The organism is Streptomyces sp. NPDC033131, from assembly GCF_055578365.1.
On the sequence record NZ_JBVIPA010000043.1, the window covers coordinates 17,814 to 37,253 of the forward strand.

Genomic DNA, 19,440 nt, shown 5'->3' on the forward strand with positions numbered 1-19,440 from the left:
CGCGAGCGGCATCAGAGAGGGGGCACGATGCCGACTGAGCCCTGCGTCGCACACATCGGCACCTGGCCGACCGCTGGATCCATGTCGTGGATCATCTCGCCGGTTCCGCGCCCTCGGTATCGGGATTCCGACAAGATGGACACCGTCATCTCCACACCGCAAGGGATCGCCGCATGGCCTCGAACTCGACGCCCCGACACCAGGGCCGCCTCGAACTGACCTGGACCGACAAAGACAAAACACTTCTGTCGACCGGGGACGGCAAGTACGACTACACCTTCGTCGATCCGTCGGACTACCGCGTCTCCGAAGTCCGGCTCCTCCACGAGGTTGATCGAGTCGAGGCACCAACACCCGCGGAGCGCCCGGAAGATCTGCCGGCGCCAACCGATGACAATCTCCTCATCACCGGCGACGCGATGCATGTGCTGGACGCACTGGGCAAGATCCCTGCGTACGCGGAGAAGTACCTGGGCCGGGTCAAATTGATCTACATCGACCCGCCCTTCAACACGGGACAGGCGTTCGCCAACTACGAAGACAACATCCAGCACTCGATCTGGCTCACGCTCCTGCGGGACCGTATCCGCCAGATCAGGCCGCTGCTCGCGAACGACGGATCTGTGTGGGTACACCTTGACCACATGGAGTCGCATCGGTGCCGCGCTGTCCTCGACGAAGAGCTGGGCGAAAGCAACTTCGTGGCCGAGGTGGCCTGGCAGAAGGCAGACTCCCCCCGAAATGACACAAGGCTTCTTTCGACATCGCAGGACACGATCCTGGTCTATCGCAAGTCCGAGTCGTGGGTCCCAAACAGGATGCGCAGGCTGGCGGCCTCGAACACGAGCCGCTACCAGTCACGTGATGGGGATCCCGTGCCGTGGCGTGACGGAGATGCGACCGCCGGCAAGGCAGCGACGAACCATCCGATGGTCTACGCCATCCAGCACCCTGTCACCGGGGGACTGATGTATCCGACTGCGGGCCGCTGCTGGGGGAAGGCGCAGTCGTGGATGCTGGAACAGATGTCGGAGTACGCGCCCTACGAACTACGGGACATCGGCGACGAGGCGGAGCGCGCACGCATCTGTGGGACAACAGCAGAGAAGGTCAAGGCCGGCGTTCCCGCGATCATGCTGTCCGTACCTGTCGAGGAGGCCGCCAAGCTCGCTCAAGCCCGCTACGACGCCGGGCACTGGCCTGACATCGTCATGCTCGGGCTCCGGGAACGGATCCAGCGCAAGAAGCACCTGGAGGACAACGGCCGCGTGCCCGAGACGCTCTGGCTGGGAAGTGAGGTCGGAGGGAACCTCCGCGGGAAGATCGAGATCAAGAATCTGTTCCCAGACGAGCATCCATTCGCGACGCCGAAACCGGAAGCCCTGTTGGCCCGCATCATCCACATCGGCTCGAAGCCCGGCGACATCGTCCTGGACTGTTTCGCGGGCTCAGGCACCACCGCAGCCGTCGCCCACAAGATGGGGCGCCGATGGGTGACCAGCGAGCTGCTGGCCCACACCGTGGCCCGATACACGCTGCCTCGGCTCGCCAAGGTCGTCAACGGACAAGACCCCGGGGGCATCACCACCATCACCGAGCGGGTCGCAGCGGTGGATGACGACGAGGATGACGAGGGCGGTCTGCCGAATGGGATGCCCCCTGAGGAGGCTCAGGAGTTCAACCGGCTTCTCAATAAGGTAACCAAGGCCATCGGAACGGACCTCGACGCCTGCACAATCAAGGCCCTCAGGGCAGCCACCAGAACCAAGGACGTCACAACCGACAATTGGCACGGAGGTGGAAGCTTCACTCACCTCCAAGTCGGCGAGTCCATGTTCGTCGAGATGGCGGGGATGGTCCTCCTGGCTGACTGGGCCGTCCAAGGCGCCCTGACCGAGGCCATGTGCGCCCAACTGTCCGTCCCCTACGAGCCCGACGGCATCTTCGCGGGTAGGCAGGGCCGCACCAGGTACGTCGTCATCGACGGCATGGTCGGCACGGGCACAGTGGCGTCCATCCTCGACAGGCTCGCCGAGGACGAGGTGGTCGAGGTGTGGGCGACCCAAATCCAGGACGGCGCCGCCGAGGCATTGAAGAAGGCCCGACGGGGGTGCCGACTGGAACTCATCCCCGACAAGGTCCTCGACAACTACCGGCGCAAGTCGGCACGCACGTCACCGTTTGGCGCCGGCCGTTCGGCGCTGCCCTCTCAAGCCTCAGACGAACCGACCGAGACCGCTGTTGCGGCAGCGACCGAAAGGGAGAGCGCCTGATGGGCGAGTTGCGATTCCAGCCTGACCTCCTCAATGAGGTCGCCCACCGCCTCGACCTGCGCGAGCCGAACCGCAAGGCAGTCGAGTCGGTGATCCTCCGCACCTCCGACCACTACGACGTGCAGGAAAAGACCGAGCCATATGAGTGCATCGTTGACTCGGCCACCGGCGTAGGGAAGACGTACGTGATGGCCGGCCTGATTGAGTACTTGGCCGGCGCCGAGGAACCGGTGCGGAACTTTCTGCTACTGGCCCCCGGACGGACGATCCGCGACAAGTCGATTCTCAACTTCACCCCCGGCAACTCGAAGTCGCTGCGGCATCTAATGCGGTCCAACCCGTACGTCGTCACGGCGGACAATTTCGACGCGCAGTCCACGCGAATCGCGATCGATGATCCGGCCGTAACGAAGCTCTACATCTTCACCGTTCAGGCCCTGACCTCGGCCACAGGCGAGGGCCGCGCTACACACGTGCCGACCGAAAACCTTGGCATGTCCTTCTTCGACCACCTCGCGCGGCTGAGCGACCTCGTCATCTTGGCGGACGAGCACCACTGCTACCGAGGGCCAGCGTTCTCCCGCACCATCCGCGACTTGAAGCCTGAGCTCGTAGTCGGAATGACCGCCACCCCTGTGCGAGCGGACGAGTCTCTGGTGGCGTTCCGCTATCCGCTGGCTGCCGCAATCGCAGACGAACTCGTGAAAACCCCCGTGATGGTGGCCCGCCGCGACGATCGGTCTGACATCGAGACCAAGTTGCTCGACGGAGTCAACTTGCTGCGGTACAAGGCTCAGTCGGCCGACGCCTACTGCGATGAGAACGGCCTGAGCCGGGTGAACCCCGTAATGCTCGTCATCGCCCAGAACATCGAGGAGGCCGAAGAATTCCAGGCTGTCCTTGACTCGATCACTTTCGATGGGGGCCAGTGGGTCGGGACTACGTTGCTGATCCACTCAAAGTTGACCGGTGAGGCCAAAGAGAAGGCGCTCGCCGATCTCCAGGCTGTGGAGGACTCTGATTCGCCTGTGCGGATCATCATCAGTGTCGGGATGCTCAAGGAAGGCTGGGACGTCAAAAACGTCTACGTGATCGCCTCCATGCGCGCCTCGGTCTCCGAAGTCATGACTGAGCAGACACTTGGCCGTGGTATGCGCCTTCCGTTCGGCAAGTACACCCGGACCGAAATCCTCGACACTCTCGAAGTTCTGGCCCACGAAAAGTACAGCGAGTTGCTGAGTAAGAGGAAAGTCCTCAACGAGGCTTTCATCGACTACGCAACGTACGCTGAGCTCCGCCAACTCGCCGACGGCAGCCAGGTTGTCCGACAAAAGACGACCGAGACAGAAGCAACGGTCATCGCGGAGCCCGCAAGCGAACAGCAAGCCGCGGTAGGAAATAGGCAGATCGTCGAGGAGGGTTCATCTCCTGGTGCAGTAAGGCTCTCTGCAGAGGCGTCGAACGCCTCTGAGGGGCCAGCTGCATCGGACGGATCCAACCCAACTAGCGGGATCGTGGACATGGAGACCCGCACACGAGAGGCACAGGAATCCGCGAAGAAGACCTCAGCCACCGATCAATACGACCCGTTGCCGGACCGGGAACCTATCCTGATTCCACGGTTGGTCTCGGTTCCTCAACCTGCCGTGGTAAGCCTCAACGACATCAACCCAGAAGACTACGGGCCATTCAAACGACTCGGTCGCGCCCTCGCTGCGGATCATTCTGATGAATTGAGACGAACCAAGCTTACGGCCAGCCACAACTGGCGCACAGCGGAGGTGCGCACCGCGACGGCAAGCGACGCGATAAAGGCTGCCCTTCCGCTTGACATCCCACTCGAAGAGTCCCGGAGAGGGCTCATCCGCCGCGTCATTTCCGTCAAGGGTGTGCCTAACCGGCCGGCAGAGATCGGGGCAGCAGAGCGGATCGTCGACTGCCTCATCGAAGCGATGGGACCGGAGGCAGAGGAACATCTCTCTGCCTTTGGCGAGCTGTGCGGACAGCGCCTCGCTACAGAAGTCAGCAACACCCTCCGAAAGTCCAGTCCGACTCAGGTCACCTATTCTGATGAGGTAAAGCTAGTAGCTCTCGACAAAACTCGCCTGGCACGCAAGCGGAAGGACTCGGGACACGCCGATGGCTCATTCGACAAAGCCGTGGCATTCAACGGTTGGACGAAGAATCTATACAGCCACGCATGGTTCGATACTTCGCCAGAGTTCAAGGCCGCCAACGCTATTGACAGCGGCCAAACAGTCGTGGTTTGGGCGCGCCTGCACATCAACGATGTGCCGATCACCTGGAATTCGGACGGGCGTCAATACAATCCGGACTTCGTCGTAATAGAAGAAGTGGATGGGAAGCGTTTCGGCTGGCTCGTCGAGACGAAGGCAGATAAGGATATGACCATTTCTGAAGTGAGGTCCAAGCGTCAAGCAGCCAAGAAGTGGGTCAACACGGCAAATTCTTCACCAGAGATCGCGGATATCACCTGGAACTATCTCCTCGCCTCCGAGCGAGATGTTGAGGACGCTCAGGGATCCTGGGAACACCTGAAGGGGTTCGGCCAGTAGCGAGTCTGGTGCCGCTGATCGAATCGCAACTGGTCGGGCTGGAGCAGGCGAAAGTTCTTCACCCTCTGCGTGGCCCACGTCGTGGGCCACGCAGAGAATCTTCAGCCACCCAGATCGCCGTACTTGCCGGGGGCCTTCGCGCGATCCACAGCCTGTGCACAAGCCTCGGCGTAGGCCGTAGAGACGGCGTCCGCGTCCGTGCCTCGCACCTGGGCCTCGACCTCCTGGCCGGGGCGGCGGGTGGTGTGCCAGCGGACCGGAAGTTCCGTGTAGAGGTCGGTCTCGAACTCCCAGGCCATCACGGACCATTGGGCATCGCGGCCGGTGTTGAGCCGGTCGCCGCCGGACAGGTACACCGCGTGGGCGTGGTGGACGATCCGGCGGTCGGGCATCTTGTCGCGGATGGCCCGCGCACCGCCGGGGCCCTTGTCCTCCCACTTCTCCCAGTCCCATTCCTCCACCTCTGCCGCGTGGTGGGGATGGTCAGCGCCCCACTGCACGGCCACCGCCTCCGCATGCTCGCGGTGCAGGAACGGGATGAGGTGTTCGCCGAGCCGGGCGACGTACACCGTCGGGTCAGCTGGGACGGGGTCCTGGCTTGGGCCGGGCACGGGGCTTCCGGAGGTCGATGCAGGCGTAGAGGGCGTCGGCCCCCACAGCAGTGCGCCGACCTTCGCGGCGGTCTGCTGGAGCACCGTACCGGTGAGGTGCTGGTAGCGGCGGCGCATCCGGGCGGACTTGCCGGGCTCCCAGCCCATGATGCGGTCGACGACCGCCTCGGGGACACCGAGGGTCAGCAGCACGGTCGCGGCGGTGTGGCGGGCGTCGTGGAGTCGGCCCTCGCGGACGCCGGCGGCCTTCAACAGGTCCTTCCACCTGTGGTGGTCGGTGTTGGGGTTGAGCGGCTCGCCGGTCGGCGAGGTGAACACGTACCCCTGCAATCCGAGGCGGCGGGCTGTGCGACGGTGCACCACCTGTGAGGCGAACCTCGCGCAGGGCTGACCACCGTGCTGCGACATCGCTCTGTTCTCGCTTCGGTGGGCGCGGCCTCACCCGTCAACGGCCACGCCCGCCTGCGTCAAGATCAGTAGCTGATGACGAACCGCACAGAGGGCCGGTCGATCACGGCTCCGTCGGCCAGGTCACTGTCCGGTGTGTCCGCAGGGTAGGCCGTGACCACGGGTTCGGCGGTCCGGGCCGGGCTCCAGGCGCGGATCTGCGCGCAGATTCGCTCGGCGAGCTCGGCGCCGGCAGGGCCGTAGCCGACGGCTCCCAGCCGGAACCGGGGTTCTGTCTCGGGGTCTTCGGCGGTCCGCTCCAGGGTGAGGTACGCGATGGAGTCCCCCTCGACGAGGGCGGGGCTCAGGGCGGGTGAGGCGGGGCGGTGGAGGCCGGCCTCCACCGCTGCGGGCTTCGCAGTGATGCGGCAGGTCGCTCGCTCGGTGGCGCTCAGCCGCAGCCAGACGCCGTCGAACGACTCGACGGGGCCGACCGTCACATCGGTCCAGACGACCGACTTCGGTCGGGTGAGCGCGTCGCGAAGGAGTTCCGGGGCGATGGACTGGTCCTCGTCCCAGTAGAGCCTGACGAGCCGGTCGTCGTCGATGTAATCGTTCCGCTCTCCGTCCTGGCCGATCACCGGGAGGAAGCCGCACATCTTGACGGAGTCGGACCGCATCCGCCCCTCCTCGTGTTGGAAGGCCACGGCCCTGGAGAGCCCGCGCCACCGCAGTGGGACCACGAGGCGTCCGCCGACGGTGAGCTGGTCCCACCAGGCGCCGGGGAGGTCCCACATGCCAACCGCGGCGATGATTCGGTCGTACGGGCTGAACTCCGAAGCGCCGAGGGCACCGTCCCTCGTGACCACGCGAACGTCTTCGTATCCGTTCGCGTCCAGCGTCCGGCGGGCGTAAGCGGTCACGTCGGCGTCGATGTCGCACGTGGTGACCTGTCCGGACTTCCCGGTGAGGTGCTTGAGCAGGGCGGCGTTGTAGCCGGTGCCGGCCCCGATCTCGAAGACATTGTCGCCTTCGCGGACGGCGAGCTGGACCAGCATGAAGTGCACGACGTCGGGCTGGGAGGCGCAGCTCAGCGGGAGTGCGTCCTTGTCGGGGTTCTCCTTGATCGTCACGCTCTTGTTGGCGTACGCCTCCTCGATGGGTGCGTCGGGGAGGAAGGCGTGGCGGGGTACGGTCCGCATGGCGGTCTCGACGCGTGCGTCGCGGAGGCCGGAAAGGTCCTCTTTCAGGATGGCGTCGACCAGGCGGTTGCGCAGGTCCTCGGGGGAGGCGCCAGTGGTGGTGTTCATCGCGTCCTTTCGGAAGGTGCCCGGCTGTGCGTACGGCAGGGACAGATCGTTCTCATTTGTTCTGGTGTGCGTATGCGGTTCGCGGCGTCACCCTGTCAGGAGCAGGCAGCGGTCCCAGGGCGCGGTGATCGCCGTGTTGACGGGGTCGGTGAGACGGACCAGGTGGATGCCTGCCGTGCCGTCCATCAGGCCGGCGCTGTCCGGTAGTCCGTTGTGGTCCAGGTGCTTGTTGAGCCGGGCGTTCAGGCGGCGTAGATGCGATGCGAGTTCGTCGTTGAGGGCGTCGGCGGCGGCGCGGGAGACGGTCTGTATGAGCCCCGCCCAACCGTGGCAGAGGGATGCGTCGGTGAGTTGGGCGAGCTGCTGGTTGTCGGCCAGACATCCGGCCAGGGCCTGCTCGGCTTGGCGTTGCCGGTCATGGTCGCCGAGGGCGATGCCGGCGAGTTGCTGGGCGCGGGCGATGCCGGGGGTGCCGTAGCACCAGGACGGGCGTCTCGGTCCTGGGCGCTGGAGTTCGCCGCGTCGGTGTTCGGCTCGGGTGATCAGGTCCGGCCACCAGGCGCGCGAGTCGGTGTCGTTGCGCCACCGGTCGATCCAGTCGCAGATTCGGGTGATGGCTTGCGTCTGTCCGGGCACCGTGTGGCCGTGTCGCAGGGCCGTGGCCAGCAGTGCCAGCGGTCCGGTGATGCCGTGGGCGAGGCCGAAGTTGCCGTGCCCGCCGGGCCATCGCGGCGTCGGTCGCAGATCGGGGCTGTCTCCCGTCCACCAGCCGGGCAGACGTTGCGCTTCGATGGTGATCGGTTCCGTCAGCCGCGCCAGGTAGACGAGGACGTCCCGAAGTTCCGTCTTGTGGCCGCGGTGCAGGTGGTACACGCCCAGCCCTGTCAGTCCGCTGATGAGGTCGTACTCGCCCAGGGTGGGCAACGCGCCGTGATCGATGCGGGCGTGTGCCCGCTGGAGTCGTTGGCGTGTGACGTCGGCGAGGTGTGTGTCCAGGGTCGCCAGGGCGCGAGTGGAGGTGTTCGTGTGCGTGAAGCTGAGGACGTACGCGACGGCCGGGGCGCCCTCGTACAGACCGCATGCCTCGGGGGCGGCCTGGATAGGGCCCTTGAGCATGGCGGCGGCCCATGGCCGGAGCGCGTCCCTGTCGTCTTCGCCGGTGTGGGCCCTAACGGCGTGCAGCAGGGCGACTCCCGCCGCGCCGGAGTACAGCGACTGGCCCCAGCCGGGCCCGGTGGGTGTGGGCGGCGCGTCGTAGTTCATCAGCGGCTCTCCCCCGGCCAGGCGGCCCATGCGACAGCGGACTGACGGGCAAGGCGGCGGCAGATCCTCTCGTCCTCCCGGTCCAGGCCACGCAGGCGGTTGTGGTGCATGTGCAGCAAGGATTCCAGGACGGAGTCGAGGTCCATGCTCTCGGCGAGGCCCTCGCGATACAGCGCCAGGGCCACGGCGCGACGGTGCAACGCTGGGGCGAGCTCTTCGCCCCAGCCCCGGGCACGAGGCGTAGTGCGGCGGACGAGTTCGATGGCCTGGTCGCTGACGCCTCGCTCGACGCGAGCCGGAGGCGCGGGCCGGTTCGCCAGCCACCGCATGCCCTCGTCGGGGCCGAGCAAGCCGCAGGCGATGTCCACCATGCCGACCGCGGCCAGCGCGCGTCCGTCGACGCCGTCGGCTCCGGGGCCCTGCAAGGCGGCTAGGGCGTAGGCCGAGTCGGCCGTGAACACCGCCTCGGCACAGCGCAGGGCGGCGCCTGGGCCGTAGCGGCCGATCTCGGGGGTGTACGTGTCGAACACGAGCCTGCTGCTGAGCCCCTCGCGGCGCAGCCCGGTGGCCCATCCGGCGACGAGCTCAGTGCAGGCGGCGTGCTGGCCGGGGCTGCGGGTGCGGATGCGCAGGCGCAGGTGGTCGAGGTCGTGCGGGGTGCGGTAACGGACGAACCACCACTCGGGTGTACCTGGGAGTTGGAGCACGAGCCGCGCGAGGTGGGTGCCGATCAGCTCATCGAGCTGTTCGGGGTGGCTGTAGATCTTGGCGTTCAGCCAGGGTGCCTGCACCGCCCCCGGTACAGGCCCGAGGGTGCTGTTGGTGAGCACGGGGAGGAAGCCGGAGAGCGGGTCGGGTATCGGCCAGCGGGTGCTGGTCATCGGCAGGGCGATCTCGTGGACGTGGCCGCCGATCCAGCCGTAGGTCTCCTCGGCCGACGCCTCCGTGAGCACGGCATTTGCTTCCCGGTCCAGGTGGGCACGCAGGACGGTGGCGTGTGCGGGCACGTCGAGTTGGAGCCGCCGTGTCCGGTCGTCCTCCCGCAGCTCGACGGCACCGTGGCAGTGCCAACGCTTCCGCCACCGGCCGAGGGCGTCAGTCCACTCCCGCATGTCCGCGCCGCGGCTTGGAAGGTCGTCGGCGGTCAGGTTCCAGCGACTGAGAGAGAGGATCACGCGCCCGTAGCGGACGCGCGGCAGGAACGGCAGCCGTGCGCCGTGCGGCCCCCAGTCGAAGCTGGTCCAGGCAGGGCCGAAGGAGCGGGTCAGGTGCGCCAGGAACCTGGCCAGGGGCGGGGGTTGCTTGTCCAGGGCCATGGCGTGGAAGACCTGCGGGTCCACCAGGCGACGGCGGGAGATGCTGACCAGGTACAGCCGGGTGTGCGTGGCCGTGACCGCGAGGTCGTCGACGTCGATGACCGTCGGCGCGGTGTCATCCGGGCTGCGGTGCTCGCCCAAGGGGATCACGTGTGGAAGATAAGCGGGGATGCGGGCGACGTTCTCTGTGTGCGGGTACAGCGGCGGGAAGGAGAGCTGCGCGGTCAGCGCGTTCTCGACGCCCGTGGGAACTTGGCGGTAGACCTCGTCGAGTCCCGTGCCGGTGGCGACCGGAGTGAACCGGGAGGTGAGCGTGCCTGCGGCGCGGGCCGGTGTCACCGTGAGCATGAAGTCCCCGTCCTCCAGGGCGGACAGGCTGTCGGCGTGCAGGCGCGCGCACATCTCCACGTGGGGTGGTGCCTCCTGCCCGGTCAGCGCATCGCCGACCAGGCGGTCGATCTGGTCGTCGGTGAGGACGATCTCCCTGCTGCCGTCAGCCAGTGCCTGCCAGGCCAGGGCCAGCAGCCGCTCGTCCCGCTCGGAGACTGTCGGGGGCGGTGCGGTCATGCGGCTGCCGGGGTACTCGGCTGGGTAGCCGAGCCCGGACGCCGGGTCGACGACCTCCTTCACCGGCACGAGCGTGCCGGTGCCGTACCGTTCCCAGAACGCGACCTGATACTCCTTCCACACACCCTGGCCCGCCGGTCGGCGCGTGAGCCGCAGTAGGGCGTCGGCAGCCCTCTCCATCTCCTGCGCGACGCTCTCGGGAATCCGTAGCTCGGCATCCAGCCGCAGGTCGACGGTCAAGGGACTTCGACCCGCGTCGGAGAGCCGACGCATCCGACCTGTGAGTTCCTCCCGAGCCGGCCCTTGCGCGCTCGTCGGGCGCCGGTTGTGCTCGCGTAGGGCGCGTTGCACCGCTTCCAGTTCGTGCAGGACCTGCGCGACTTCCGGCACCGTGCCCGCGTCCGCGCCGTGCAGCCGCTCGATCAGGTGGGACAGCGGATCGGTGTCGGTCATCGGCGCGCGCAAGCTGGTGATCAGGAACCTCTCACGCACCAGCGCGCCGAGCAGTGTGCGGATCTTCTGCGGCTCCGCTCGGGGGAAGGAAGCGGCCAACTGCTCGGCGAGAGCGGCGAATTGGGCTGGCCGGCGTGCCAGTTCCTCGATCACGCGTACCGCGCTGGTGCGCCGGACGGTGGCACCCATGGGTCCGCCGTGCGGGACGTGAAGGCGTCCGCCGCGGCGCGCCGCCAGGTTGTTCAGGACGACATCCAGGCGTTCCAGCAGGGCCGGGCACGCCTCCAAGCGGACAATGACGTCGTCCAGCCACTCGGTGTCCACCCGCGCCACGGCCTGGTGTGTGTCGCCCCACCTCACGTGTGGCGTCGAACCCACGCTGGCCGCGGTGACTCCCGCGAAGAGGCCGAACGGGGTCGGTCGCCCGGTGGCGCGCAACAAGTAGCGGACGGTGGCCATGGCGGCGCGCCGGACCTGCTTGGAGCGTGTCGGCTGCCCAGCGCAGATCGCGTCGACCCGAGAGGCAAGATCGCCGCTTGCCTGCCGTACGGCGTCGGCGAACCGCGCATCGGCCCACACCTGCTTCAGCCACTTGCCGCACGCCTCCGTGTCGGACGAATCAGGCCACCATGTCGGCAGACCCGTCAGCGGCATCGCGGCGGCCCGCAGCAGCGCCGCGCCCGTGTGCTGGTAGAGCTTTCCGTCGCTTCCCATCCCCATGCCTCCGCCATCAGTGCTGTGAACGAACAGGGTCGGGGGCGGCTGCGCCCCCGACCCTGTGCACGGGCCGTCGTCAGACGGCGCTGGCGCAGGACGAGGCGCAGGAGGCCGCGCACCCGTCACCGGTGCCGCACGCCTTGGGGAGCAGGTCGGCGCCGATCTCCGTGACGATGGTCAGGTCGACGTCGAACGGGTCGGCGGGCGCTCCAGGGACGGCCGTCGCAGCGGACGCCCCGGTGGTGGCCGTTGTGATCGGGGTGAGCATGGTTGCGGTCATCGCACTTCCTCTTCTGTCGGAAGGATCCGAACGGTTCGTCGTGCCGCCCGGCCTGCGTATGGATTGCCGCAGGGCCGGGTTTCTGCGTTCGCACCTTGGGTGCGGCCCCTCTCCGGTTGACCGGATTCCGTGGGGGACATGGATTCGGAGCATCCGGAGAGGGGGGTCAAGGACACGGGCCGGGGCTACCGGGCCTGGCCCGCGTAGAGCGTGGTCAACGTTGTGCCGGTCACCAGGACGGGCAGGAACAGCACCTGGAAGGTGCCGAAGCCGAACCGACCGACGTACGTCGCCGGATGCCGCAGCACCCATCCGACCTGGCCGAGCAGCTGGCGGGGAACCCTCTGACGCATGGTGGTCATCACGCCGCCGACCGCCGTAAGGCCGTGGAGCCGACGGCGTCGACGACCGCCCACGGCGTCGTGATCAGCGCCCCGGTCCGGGCCTGCCAGGCAGCGAGGTTCGCCCTGTCCTCCTCCAGATGGCCCAGCATCACGAGCAGGGGTGTGACGATCCCGGCCGCCCTCCCCTGCTCGACCGCGGACAGAGCGTTGTGCCAGCCCTCGCACAGGGCACGGCTCTCGAACGGTGCCGCCCGGTCGACGTATGTCTCGACCGCCTCCCAGCCGGCATCGGCGACGTACCGCTGTGCGCTGGCCACGCTGTGGTCGGCGGCCTCACCGAGTGACGCGGGCAGGCAGGCGTACAACACCAGGCGCGCGCCCGGGGGCACCTCGTGTCGTGCGGTCTGCCTCGCACTGCCGCTCATTCCGCGTTACCTCCAGCCAGGTGAGCCGAGACGCCAAGGACCGGCGCCTCGAAGAAGAGCCTCGCCGGGGGCAGTCGGCGGCGGTACGCCGTCAGCACGCCGTTCGTCCGCCGTCCGGCGGCACGCGAAGAGGCGGAGCCGCGGCGTGCCTCCGCGGCTCCGGCGTGGCGAGGCTGATCGGTCCAGTGCCAAGCGGAAACGAGAAGTGGCGATGGACGCGGTGGACGAAGAGCGCCTCTGCAGGCGGACGCCAGCACGGCGTCATTGGGTGAAGTTGGCCGATTGCACCGAGCCTTCGGGCCTCGCGCGCAGACACGTACGAGAGTTCCTCGAGGGACGTGCCGCGCCGGAGCGGGTCGACGACGCCGTTCTGATCGCCTCGGAGCTCGTGGGCAACGCGCTCAGGCACACAGCCGGCGGACCGGACTGCATGTGTGTGGAGGTCTACCGGGACGTGGCGGTACTGCGGGTCCATGACGCGGGACGGGATGTCTCCAGGGTCCGGGCACGCTCTGCGGAGGAGTCGGTGGAGGAGTTGACGGGCAGTGGTCTCGGACTGCTACTCGTCGGCGAGTTGGCCTCCGCGTGGTCCGTCCGGCCGACCGCGATCGGCAAGGAAGTGGTCGTAATTCTCGCCCTGGACGCCAGCGGGCTACCCGAGCGCGACGTTCCTCCGCACATCCCAGTGGTACGTCCGCCCCTCACGCCGGAGTTCCACCAACTGGACGGCGGACACGGAGAGTTCGACAGCCGGTAGAGCGCGAAGCCCTGAGACCGTCTCCACAACGGGCGCGGCGGGGCGTCGGCGGTTGTTGTACGCGAGGCTCAAGTGCGGCCGGAAAGCGGACGTCGGCTTCTTCGGGGCCAGACCGACGCTGCTCCCCGCCTTGGCCAGCGCGTGGTGCAGCCGGAGCAGGGGTTCCCAGGGGCCGAGGGACAGGCGGACGGCGCCTCGGGAGCCGGCCAGCGGCATGGCGCGTACGGAGAACGCGGAGGGCAGCAGCGCCTCGGCGTCCTGCGCCAGGCTGTCCAGCTGGCCGGGGGTGACGACGCCGGGCGTTCCGACTCGGGCGAGGGTGATGTGCAATCCGTCCGTCGGCACCGGGTCGAGGCCGAGGGGCGCCAGCTCCTCCTGGCAGTGCCCGGCGAGAGCGGCGAGCCGCTGATCATCCGGGAAGGTCAGCATCCAGTAGTACGCACGGCTGCCGTCCGACCAGCCGGGGCGTGCCCAGTGGTCGGTCATCTCGTCGAGTGCGCTGAACGCCGCCCAGTCGTGGGCCGCGGTGACCGCCGGGTCGTGCGTGTCGGCGGGGGGCTCGGCGGGGAACGCGGCGGGATCAGCGCTGAGCAGGGACACCCGACGTACTCCTTCGGCTTCACACCGCCCCGGAGCACGACGACATCGACAGCGCCTAAGACGCGGATGACGCCATGGCCAGGGCCGCTGGCTGCGAGCTCCAGGTCCGGAACTCGTCGCCATAATCGCGTACCGCCGAGTGATCACGCCACGGCCCGGCCTGCTCATGCAGGTCACGGGAGCGTTGGTAGACGGAGCTGATCGGGGTTTCTCCGCACAACTGCAGGGCCTCACGGCCCAGCGCCATCGCGTGGTCGATGTCGGGTGTGCGCTGCTGCAGCAGCGCGGTGGCGACGTCGAGGCGTACGAGCGAACGGCTCCAGGAGGAGGACGAGTGCTCCACCAGATCGTCGATGTGCTCGGCGTCGCGCAGGACCTGGGCCGTGTTGCGCAGCGCCACGTGTGACGTGACGGCGTTCGCCAGCGTCCGGGCCCGTCCGTATGGCTCGAAGGAGATGCAGGAGGTCAGCCCGACTGGTACCTCGTGGAGGTCGGAGAGGCGGAGTGCCTGTCCGATGGCCTGCTCGACGGCACGCCGGTCGCCGGTCTTGGCGAGGGCCCGTGCCCGGCCGTTGGCGAGTAGGCGGATGCACTGGGCGTGGCGTGGGGCTCGCTCGACGGCCGCGGCCGCGCAGGCGTCCGCCTCGTCGTACTGGCCGGCGTAGTAGAGGCTGAAGGAGAGGGTTCCGCACGCCCAGAGGTCGGTGTCCAGGTCGCCGATCTCACGGCTGAGATCCCGGGCTTCGGTGCAGTACGCCTCCGAGAGCGCAAAGTCGCCCGTGTTCACCGCCATGTATCCGAGCAGGCCGGAGGCACGGGCGGCGAGGCGGAAGAGCTCCCGGCGCGTGCGTGGGGGCTGGCGGCCGTCGAGGAGGGTGTGGGCAAGCTGCCGCACCTGGCGGGCCTGGGGGCGAAGAGCGTACGGCCCGTCCTGTTCGTACCGGCTGGCGATGCCCTCCAGCGAGGAGTCGAGGAAGGCGAGCGTCGCGTCGTCGGCGTTGCTGGCGGTGAGCTGCCGGGTCCGGGTGACGATGTCCAGCGGGTTCTCGTCGTCCTCGCGTGGCGGAGGGACTCTCGTCGCCTGCTGGCGCGTGCTCGACTCCTCGTCGCGGTCGTGCGCGGAGTCGCCGTCGTACGCCATGGAGAACAGCTCGGACACGGGCCTGCCCAGCATGTGCTCCAGAACTCGGCAGGCGTCAGGACGGGGCAGAGTCAGCAACTCCCCTCCGTACCAGCGGTCGAACTGGCGTGGAGAGACCTGGAGGGACGCCAGGCGGGGGTCTCGGTCGAGCTCTGCCAGCCGGGCGGCGGCCCGCTCGTACTGGGCGGCGAAAGCCTCGTGCGTCGTCAGGTGCCGTTGCTGGAGCAGCTGCCGGAGCAGCGTTGTCCGTGGCATGGCCCACCCTCCTGGTGTGGCGTGCAGGGCCGACGCGGAGGCGCGTGCCGGTAGCGAGGTCGTGGCCTGCTCGCCCATCGGTCGGCTGCGGCGCACGCCCGTACGAACGCGCGCCGTGACTCCTGACAGCATGCCGACGCAACCACCAACTAGGCAATATGTCTGGTGAAGTTGACCCGTATGGGTTGTAGAGGTGTCCCCGGTACGGAGAGACTTCCGGCATGGCCTTGAAGAGAAGCCTGGTCCCGCAGTCGGTGTATCGGCGACAGCTCGCGGCACGGCTGAAGGAACTGCGTGACGCGACCGGGCTCACCCTCACCGAGGTCGCCGACCAACTGGAGGTCAACCAGGGGTCGCTGAGCCGGATCGAGAACGGCGAACGCGGCACGACGCCGGTCCTCGTCCGGGCACTGCTGGACCTGTACGGCGTCAAGGACGAAGACCGGCGCGCCGACGTGCTCGACCTCGTGCGAGCGGACAAGGAACAGCAGAAGCCCTGGTGGCGGAAGTACTCGACAGTGCTCACCCCGACCCGCTACGACGGGTACCTCGCGCTGGAGGCCGGCGCGACGCACCTCGCCAGCTACCAGCCGATGCTCGTGCCGGGGCTGCTCCAAACCGAGGACTACGCGCGTGCCGTGATCTCCCAGATGAGGAAGGACCTGTCCCCGCCGCAGGTCGAGTCCCTGGTCAGGGTCCGCATGGAGCGGCAGAACAGCCGCTTGGGCGGTGAGACCCCCGCCAGGCTCTGGGCGATCCTCGACGAGGCCGTGCTGCGCAGGACGGTCGGCTCTGAAGAAGTGATGCGCGACCAGATGCGGAAGCTGGTGGAGGCGAGCGAGCAGTCGAACGTCACCGTGCAGCTGCTGCCGTTCTCGCTCGGAGCGCATCCCGGCCTGTACGGCCCGTTCGTCATCCTGACCTTCCCCGCCCCCACGCCGAACCTGGTGTGGCTGGAGAACCCCAAGAACTCCGTGTATCTCGAATCCCCGGAGGACGTCGACAACTACACGGAGATCTTCGACCAGTTGAGGGACGCCGCCCTCGATCTGTCGGAGACCCGCACCCGCATCGCACGCATCAGCAAGGAGCTCGAAGAGTGAGCACGCCCAGCACGACTGCCCCGCACGACGTCGATCTCGCGCACGCGCGGTGGCGGAAGAGCTCGTACAGCGGCGGTGCGAACGACTGCGTGGAGGTCGCGGAACTGGGCGGACACGCGGCAGTGCGCGACTCCAAGGACATCAGCCGTGGGCCGTTGCTCTTCTCGAAGGCGGTGATGCGCGCGCTGGTCAGCGGGATCGCTAGCGGGGCAATCGGTGAGCATCGGGGCTGAGCAGAGAGCTGGGGCGTAGGGAGAGACTCATGGCGGTCGTCGTCGCGGGAGCAGGCGTCTCGGGTCTCACGACCGGCGTGGCTCTATTAGAAGCCGGGTTCTCCCCGCGGGTGGTGGCCGGAGAAAACTCCCGGGCGAACGTCGCTCACGGCCGGCGCGATGTGAGGGCCGTAGATGACGGCCTGGCTGACGTACGCGCCTGTTGTAACCGCGCCGCCCTCGACGAGCGATGTCGGTACAGCTGGAGGCCGCGCTGCGAAACGCCCTGAATGACCGCCTCGCGCACCCGCGCGGCCGGTCATCTCTCGTACGCGCGCTTCCAGCGTGCCCGGTGCCGGGAGTCTCCCTGTCCTCTGCCGTTCACCTCGCTCACGGACAGCAGGGAGGCCCCGTTGTTCCATATGCCAAGGTGGTCGCGGTGCACCGCGAGGATGCCGTGCTGCACCGCGAACCGCTCGGAGGGACGGCTGAAGCGCGTGGTCGTCACAAACACCGCCAGGTCGGCCCCGAAGTGCACCTTGGCACCCAGTAGATCGCGTAACTCGCGACTCGCGATCGTGCTGTTCGGCGCATAGCGCTTGCACTGGATCACCATGGTCCGCCCGTCCGGGAGACGGCCGACGACGTCGGCACCGTTGTCGTTGGCACCGCCTACCCGCCGGACCTCTGTGCAGCCATCCCGTCGGCACAGGCTTGCGACCAGGTCCTCGAACTCGGTGCCGGTCATCGCGTCCACCTCGGCGAGAGTCCGGTGACCGGCCTTCACCGCCTCTTCCTGCCGCCACAGACGGTCTCGCCCGCGCACGAGCCGGTCCGTACGCCACAGCCACCAGCCCGCCACGCCGACGCCGCCGAGGACCAACGCGCCCGTGGCGTACGGCCACACGGCCGACCAGAACACCACCAGCAGGACCAACACCAGACCACCGCCGGCCGCCAGCGCCTTCAGTCGCGCCGCCCGCCTCCTGCGGGCAGCCGTACCCCGTCTACGCCCAGCCACGATCGAAGCCCCTCCCCCACAGGTCCGTGTACGGCAGTCTGAGCAGCCTGAGGCGGCGACAGAAGGGCGCGAGTCGGCCATGGCCGGATTGGACTGCCAGGCGGAGCGGTGTGGGCCCGGTACGCGACCGCCTCGACGTCAACGGCAGCGGTCTCTTCCGCTCTTTCCAGTGGTTACAGGGTTGATCGACTCCGTAGAGGCCGACTGCGCCGCAACACTCGCGGCGTGGCCGACACAACATCGCATGCACCGGACGGCGCCGGCCCGTCCCCGGAGAATGAGCCCGGGCAAGCAGGAAAAGCGGCTGGCACCGGCCTCGTGCAGTTCTCCCTCGTACGCTGGGTGCTCGCGCCTCGAACGACATTGCAGGCCCGCCGCCTGATGGCCGAGTTCGGATCGGCGATGGACGCCCAGACCGCCTGGGTGATGGCGCGGCTGGCTCGGCACCCGGACGAGCTCCCGTACGCGATGTGGCACCTGAACGGTGAGGAGCAAACCGGCTGATTACTCAGGCGACTAAGCAGGGTCCAGCGCCCCACAGGCGCTCGCTCCGCCTCTGGAGTAAACGGCTATCGGCCGTTGAGTTCGGCGCGGCACACCGCGCAGTACATGGCCGCATAACGTCCGTGCCGGCGCATCAACTGACCGCATCCTGCGCACAGCCCTAACTCCCACGGAGGGCATCCCAGCGCGGCCGAGGCGGCAGCCCGCTCGACGGACGTGATCAGCGTCGGCTTCACAGACCGCTGCAGCGGCATCCGCGGCAGGGTGACACCACCGGTCGGTTGCCCGAGATCGCGGATGGGCCGCGCATCGCTGACGAACCAGCCCTCTTCCCCAGAGCGGCACGTTCGGTCGATCTCCTGGTCGGCGAAGGTGATCTGGTCGTTCTCCAGTTCCGGCGCGACGGGAAGCGGCGCCTTCTCCCCGACCAACTCCCGCCACAGCTCGCAGTCGTCCGCCGGCACCCACATGTGCCGGCCAGCCCGGCCGCTGCCGCGATTGGGCACGTAGACGGGAACACTCTCCCCTGTCGCGCTGGAGAGAACGAGATCCTCGATATGGACTGGCTTCTTCTCCGGCTGGCACAGCGCGGGAAGAAACCACTCGGCATGAATCCCGTCGCAATGGCCTGCTCCCTCGGACAGAGGGCAGTGGCGATCGCTGCTGGGCAGGCACTTCCAGACCTGGAGGTAGCGATATCCACCGCGGATCACCATCTCCTTGCCGTTGGTTATGTCCTTCCACGGCATGTCGTCCACACGGGCCCACGGCGCCCGGTCGATCAACGAAGCTGTACGGTCCTTCGCCACCCACAGGGGCGTGATCTCGTGCTGCACCGCGTTGCGAGACCTGCGGTGGACGCTGCTGGGACTGATGTGGTGGTACTGGATCTCCCAACCGATACGGATGCCCGCGGGGCCTGTAACGAGGGCATCGGAGACGGTCCGACTGTTCCCCGCGGGGACTTCGGCTTTGGCGTTCAGACCGCATCGCGAAGCAGTCTCGACGATCCGCTCCTTCGTTGCCTTGTGCTGCGCGCTCTCCGCCGGCGTCGCCTTGTGGGTGATCGGCAGGTGCGCGGCCACCAGAGGGAAGCGCCCGCCGACGCGAGCACGCCGGATGAACATCCACGGCGACTTTCCGCCTGCTTCTGAGGCGCATTTCTTTCCCTGGTGGTGTGCAAGGCACTCCAGCAGTTGGGGGTTTCGATCAGAGACGCTGGTCATGATCTCTTGGAGCAGACCGGGGTAGCCGTCGACTCCGAGATCGGGTTTCGTCAGGTTGATCTCAATGCCGTACTCGGTGTGCCACACGCCATTGGCCAT

General features: G+C 67.8%; 16 protein-coding genes and 1 pseudogene. 6 read left to right on the forward strand and 11 right to left on the reverse strand.

From position 1 onward, the window contains the following. Positions 1-173: 173 nt before the first annotated feature. Together ACZ5XS_RS37420 and ACZ5XS_RS37425 are read left to right on the forward strand one after the other, a co-directional pair. Positions 174-2,273 carry a site-specific DNA-methyltransferase gene (locus ACZ5XS_RS37420; RefSeq protein WP_468659061.1) on the forward strand — a complete coding sequence of 700 codons (2,100 nt, stop codon included), beginning with the start codon at positions 174-176 and terminating at the stop codon, positions 2,271-2,273. After that, positions 2,273-4,849, forward strand: coding sequence for a DEAD/DEAH box helicase (locus ACZ5XS_RS37425; RefSeq protein WP_468659063.1), 2,577 nt, complete (start codon positions 2,273-2,275; stop codon positions 4,847-4,849). The genes ACZ5XS_RS37420 and ACZ5XS_RS37425 overlap by 1 nt, the downstream gene beginning before the upstream one ends. Positions 4,850-4,950: 101 nt before the next feature. Here ACZ5XS_RS37425 and ACZ5XS_RS37430 read toward each other — a convergent pair. From ACZ5XS_RS37430 to ACZ5XS_RS37460, 7 genes and pseudogenes are all read right to left on the reverse strand, one after another. Further along, positions 4,951-5,787 (reverse strand): annotated as a pseudogene (locus tag ACZ5XS_RS37430) (tyrosine-type recombinase/integrase); the annotation flags it as partial. A 146-nt stretch (positions 5,788-5,933) separates the two neighbouring features. Further along, on the reverse strand, positions 5,934-7,157 hold the full coding sequence (gene fxlM, locus ACZ5XS_RS37435; protein ID WP_468659065.1) for a methyltransferase, FxLD system: 1,224 nt from the start codon (positions 7,155-7,157) through the stop codon (positions 5,934-5,936). A gap of 87 nt (positions 7,158-7,244) precedes the next feature. Then, on the reverse strand, positions 7,245-8,420 hold the full coding sequence (locus tag ACZ5XS_RS37440) for a lanthionine synthetase C family protein (RefSeq protein WP_397871372.1): 1,176 nt from the start codon (positions 8,418-8,420) through the stop codon (positions 7,245-7,247). Continuing rightward, positions 8,420-11,470, reverse strand: a complete 3,051-nt coding sequence (locus tag ACZ5XS_RS37445) for a lantibiotic dehydratase (RefSeq protein ID WP_468659067.1) — start codon at positions 11,468-11,470, stop codon at positions 8,420-8,422. The genes ACZ5XS_RS37440 and ACZ5XS_RS37445 overlap by 1 nt, the downstream gene beginning before the upstream one ends. Positions 11,471-11,549: 79 nt before the next feature. After that, the gene (fxlA, locus tag ACZ5XS_RS37450) at positions 11,550-11,753 is read right to left on the reverse strand and encodes an FxLD family lanthipeptide (protein WP_159327196.1); all 204 of its coding nucleotides are present in this window, start codon (positions 11,751-11,753) and stop codon (positions 11,550-11,552) included. 185 nt (positions 11,754-11,938) lie between these two features. Further along, a complete protein-coding gene (locus ACZ5XS_RS37455) occupies positions 11,939-12,106 on the reverse strand; it encodes a hypothetical protein (RefSeq protein ID WP_468659069.1) in 168 nt (55 codons plus the stop codon). An 8-nt stretch (positions 12,107-12,114) separates the two neighbouring features. Then, positions 12,115-12,522, reverse strand: a complete 408-nt coding sequence (locus tag ACZ5XS_RS37460) for a hypothetical protein (protein WP_468659071.1) — start codon at positions 12,520-12,522, stop codon at positions 12,115-12,117. A 211-nt stretch (positions 12,523-12,733) separates the two neighbouring features. Between ACZ5XS_RS37460 and ACZ5XS_RS37465 the strand changes: the two genes are divergently transcribed. Then, positions 12,734-13,279: an ATP-binding protein gene (locus ACZ5XS_RS37465; RefSeq protein WP_468659073.1), complete on the forward strand. Its 546-nt coding sequence runs from the start codon at positions 12,734-12,736 to the stop codon at positions 13,277-13,279. On the opposite strand, the gene ACZ5XS_RS37470 is transcribed toward ACZ5XS_RS37465, so the two are convergent. Both ACZ5XS_RS37470 and ACZ5XS_RS37475 read right to left on the reverse strand, forming a co-directional pair. Next, positions 13,175-13,879 carry a 2'-5' RNA ligase family protein gene (locus ACZ5XS_RS37470; protein WP_468659075.1) on the reverse strand — a complete coding sequence of 235 codons (705 nt, stop codon included), beginning with the start codon at positions 13,877-13,879 and terminating at the stop codon, positions 13,175-13,177. The two genes, ACZ5XS_RS37465 and ACZ5XS_RS37470, sit on opposite strands and share 105 nt — an antisense overlap. 55 nt (positions 13,880-13,934) lie before the next feature. Next, entirely contained in the window at positions 13,935-15,275 is a 1,341-nt protein-coding gene (locus ACZ5XS_RS37475; protein ID WP_468659077.1) for a hypothetical protein, read from the reverse strand. 221 nt (positions 15,276-15,496) lie between these two features. On the opposite strand from ACZ5XS_RS37475, the gene ACZ5XS_RS37480 reads away from it, so the two are divergent. Both ACZ5XS_RS37480 and ACZ5XS_RS37485 read left to right on the forward strand, forming a co-directional pair. Beyond that, positions 15,497-16,378 (forward strand): helix-turn-helix domain-containing protein, encoded by an 882-nt coding sequence (locus ACZ5XS_RS37480; protein WP_468659078.1) that lies wholly within the window; start codon positions 15,497-15,499, stop codon positions 16,376-16,378. After that, complete coding sequence (locus ACZ5XS_RS37485; protein ID WP_134040018.1) at positions 16,375-16,611, forward strand: DUF397 domain-containing protein; 237 nt, start codon at positions 16,375-16,377, stop codon at positions 16,609-16,611. The genes ACZ5XS_RS37480 and ACZ5XS_RS37485 overlap by 4 nt, the downstream gene beginning before the upstream one ends. A gap of 298 nt (positions 16,612-16,909) precedes the next feature. On the opposite strand, the gene ACZ5XS_RS37490 is transcribed toward ACZ5XS_RS37485, so the two are convergent. Next, entirely contained in the window at positions 16,910-17,611 is a 702-nt protein-coding gene (locus ACZ5XS_RS37490; RefSeq protein ID WP_468659080.1) for a restriction endonuclease, read from the reverse strand. A gap of 225 nt (positions 17,612-17,836) precedes the next feature. Between ACZ5XS_RS37490 and ACZ5XS_RS37495 the strand changes: the two genes are divergently transcribed. Further along, positions 17,837-18,115 (forward strand): hypothetical protein, encoded by a 279-nt coding sequence (locus ACZ5XS_RS37495; RefSeq protein WP_468659082.1) that lies wholly within the window; start codon positions 17,837-17,839, stop codon positions 18,113-18,115. Positions 18,116-18,180: 65 nt separating this feature from the next. On the opposite strand, the gene ACZ5XS_RS37500 is transcribed toward ACZ5XS_RS37495, so the two are convergent. Further along, positions 18,181-19,440 carry a competence protein CoiA family protein gene (locus ACZ5XS_RS37500; RefSeq protein ID WP_468659084.1) on the reverse strand — a complete coding sequence of 420 codons (1,260 nt, stop codon included), beginning with the start codon at positions 19,438-19,440 and terminating at the stop codon, positions 18,181-18,183.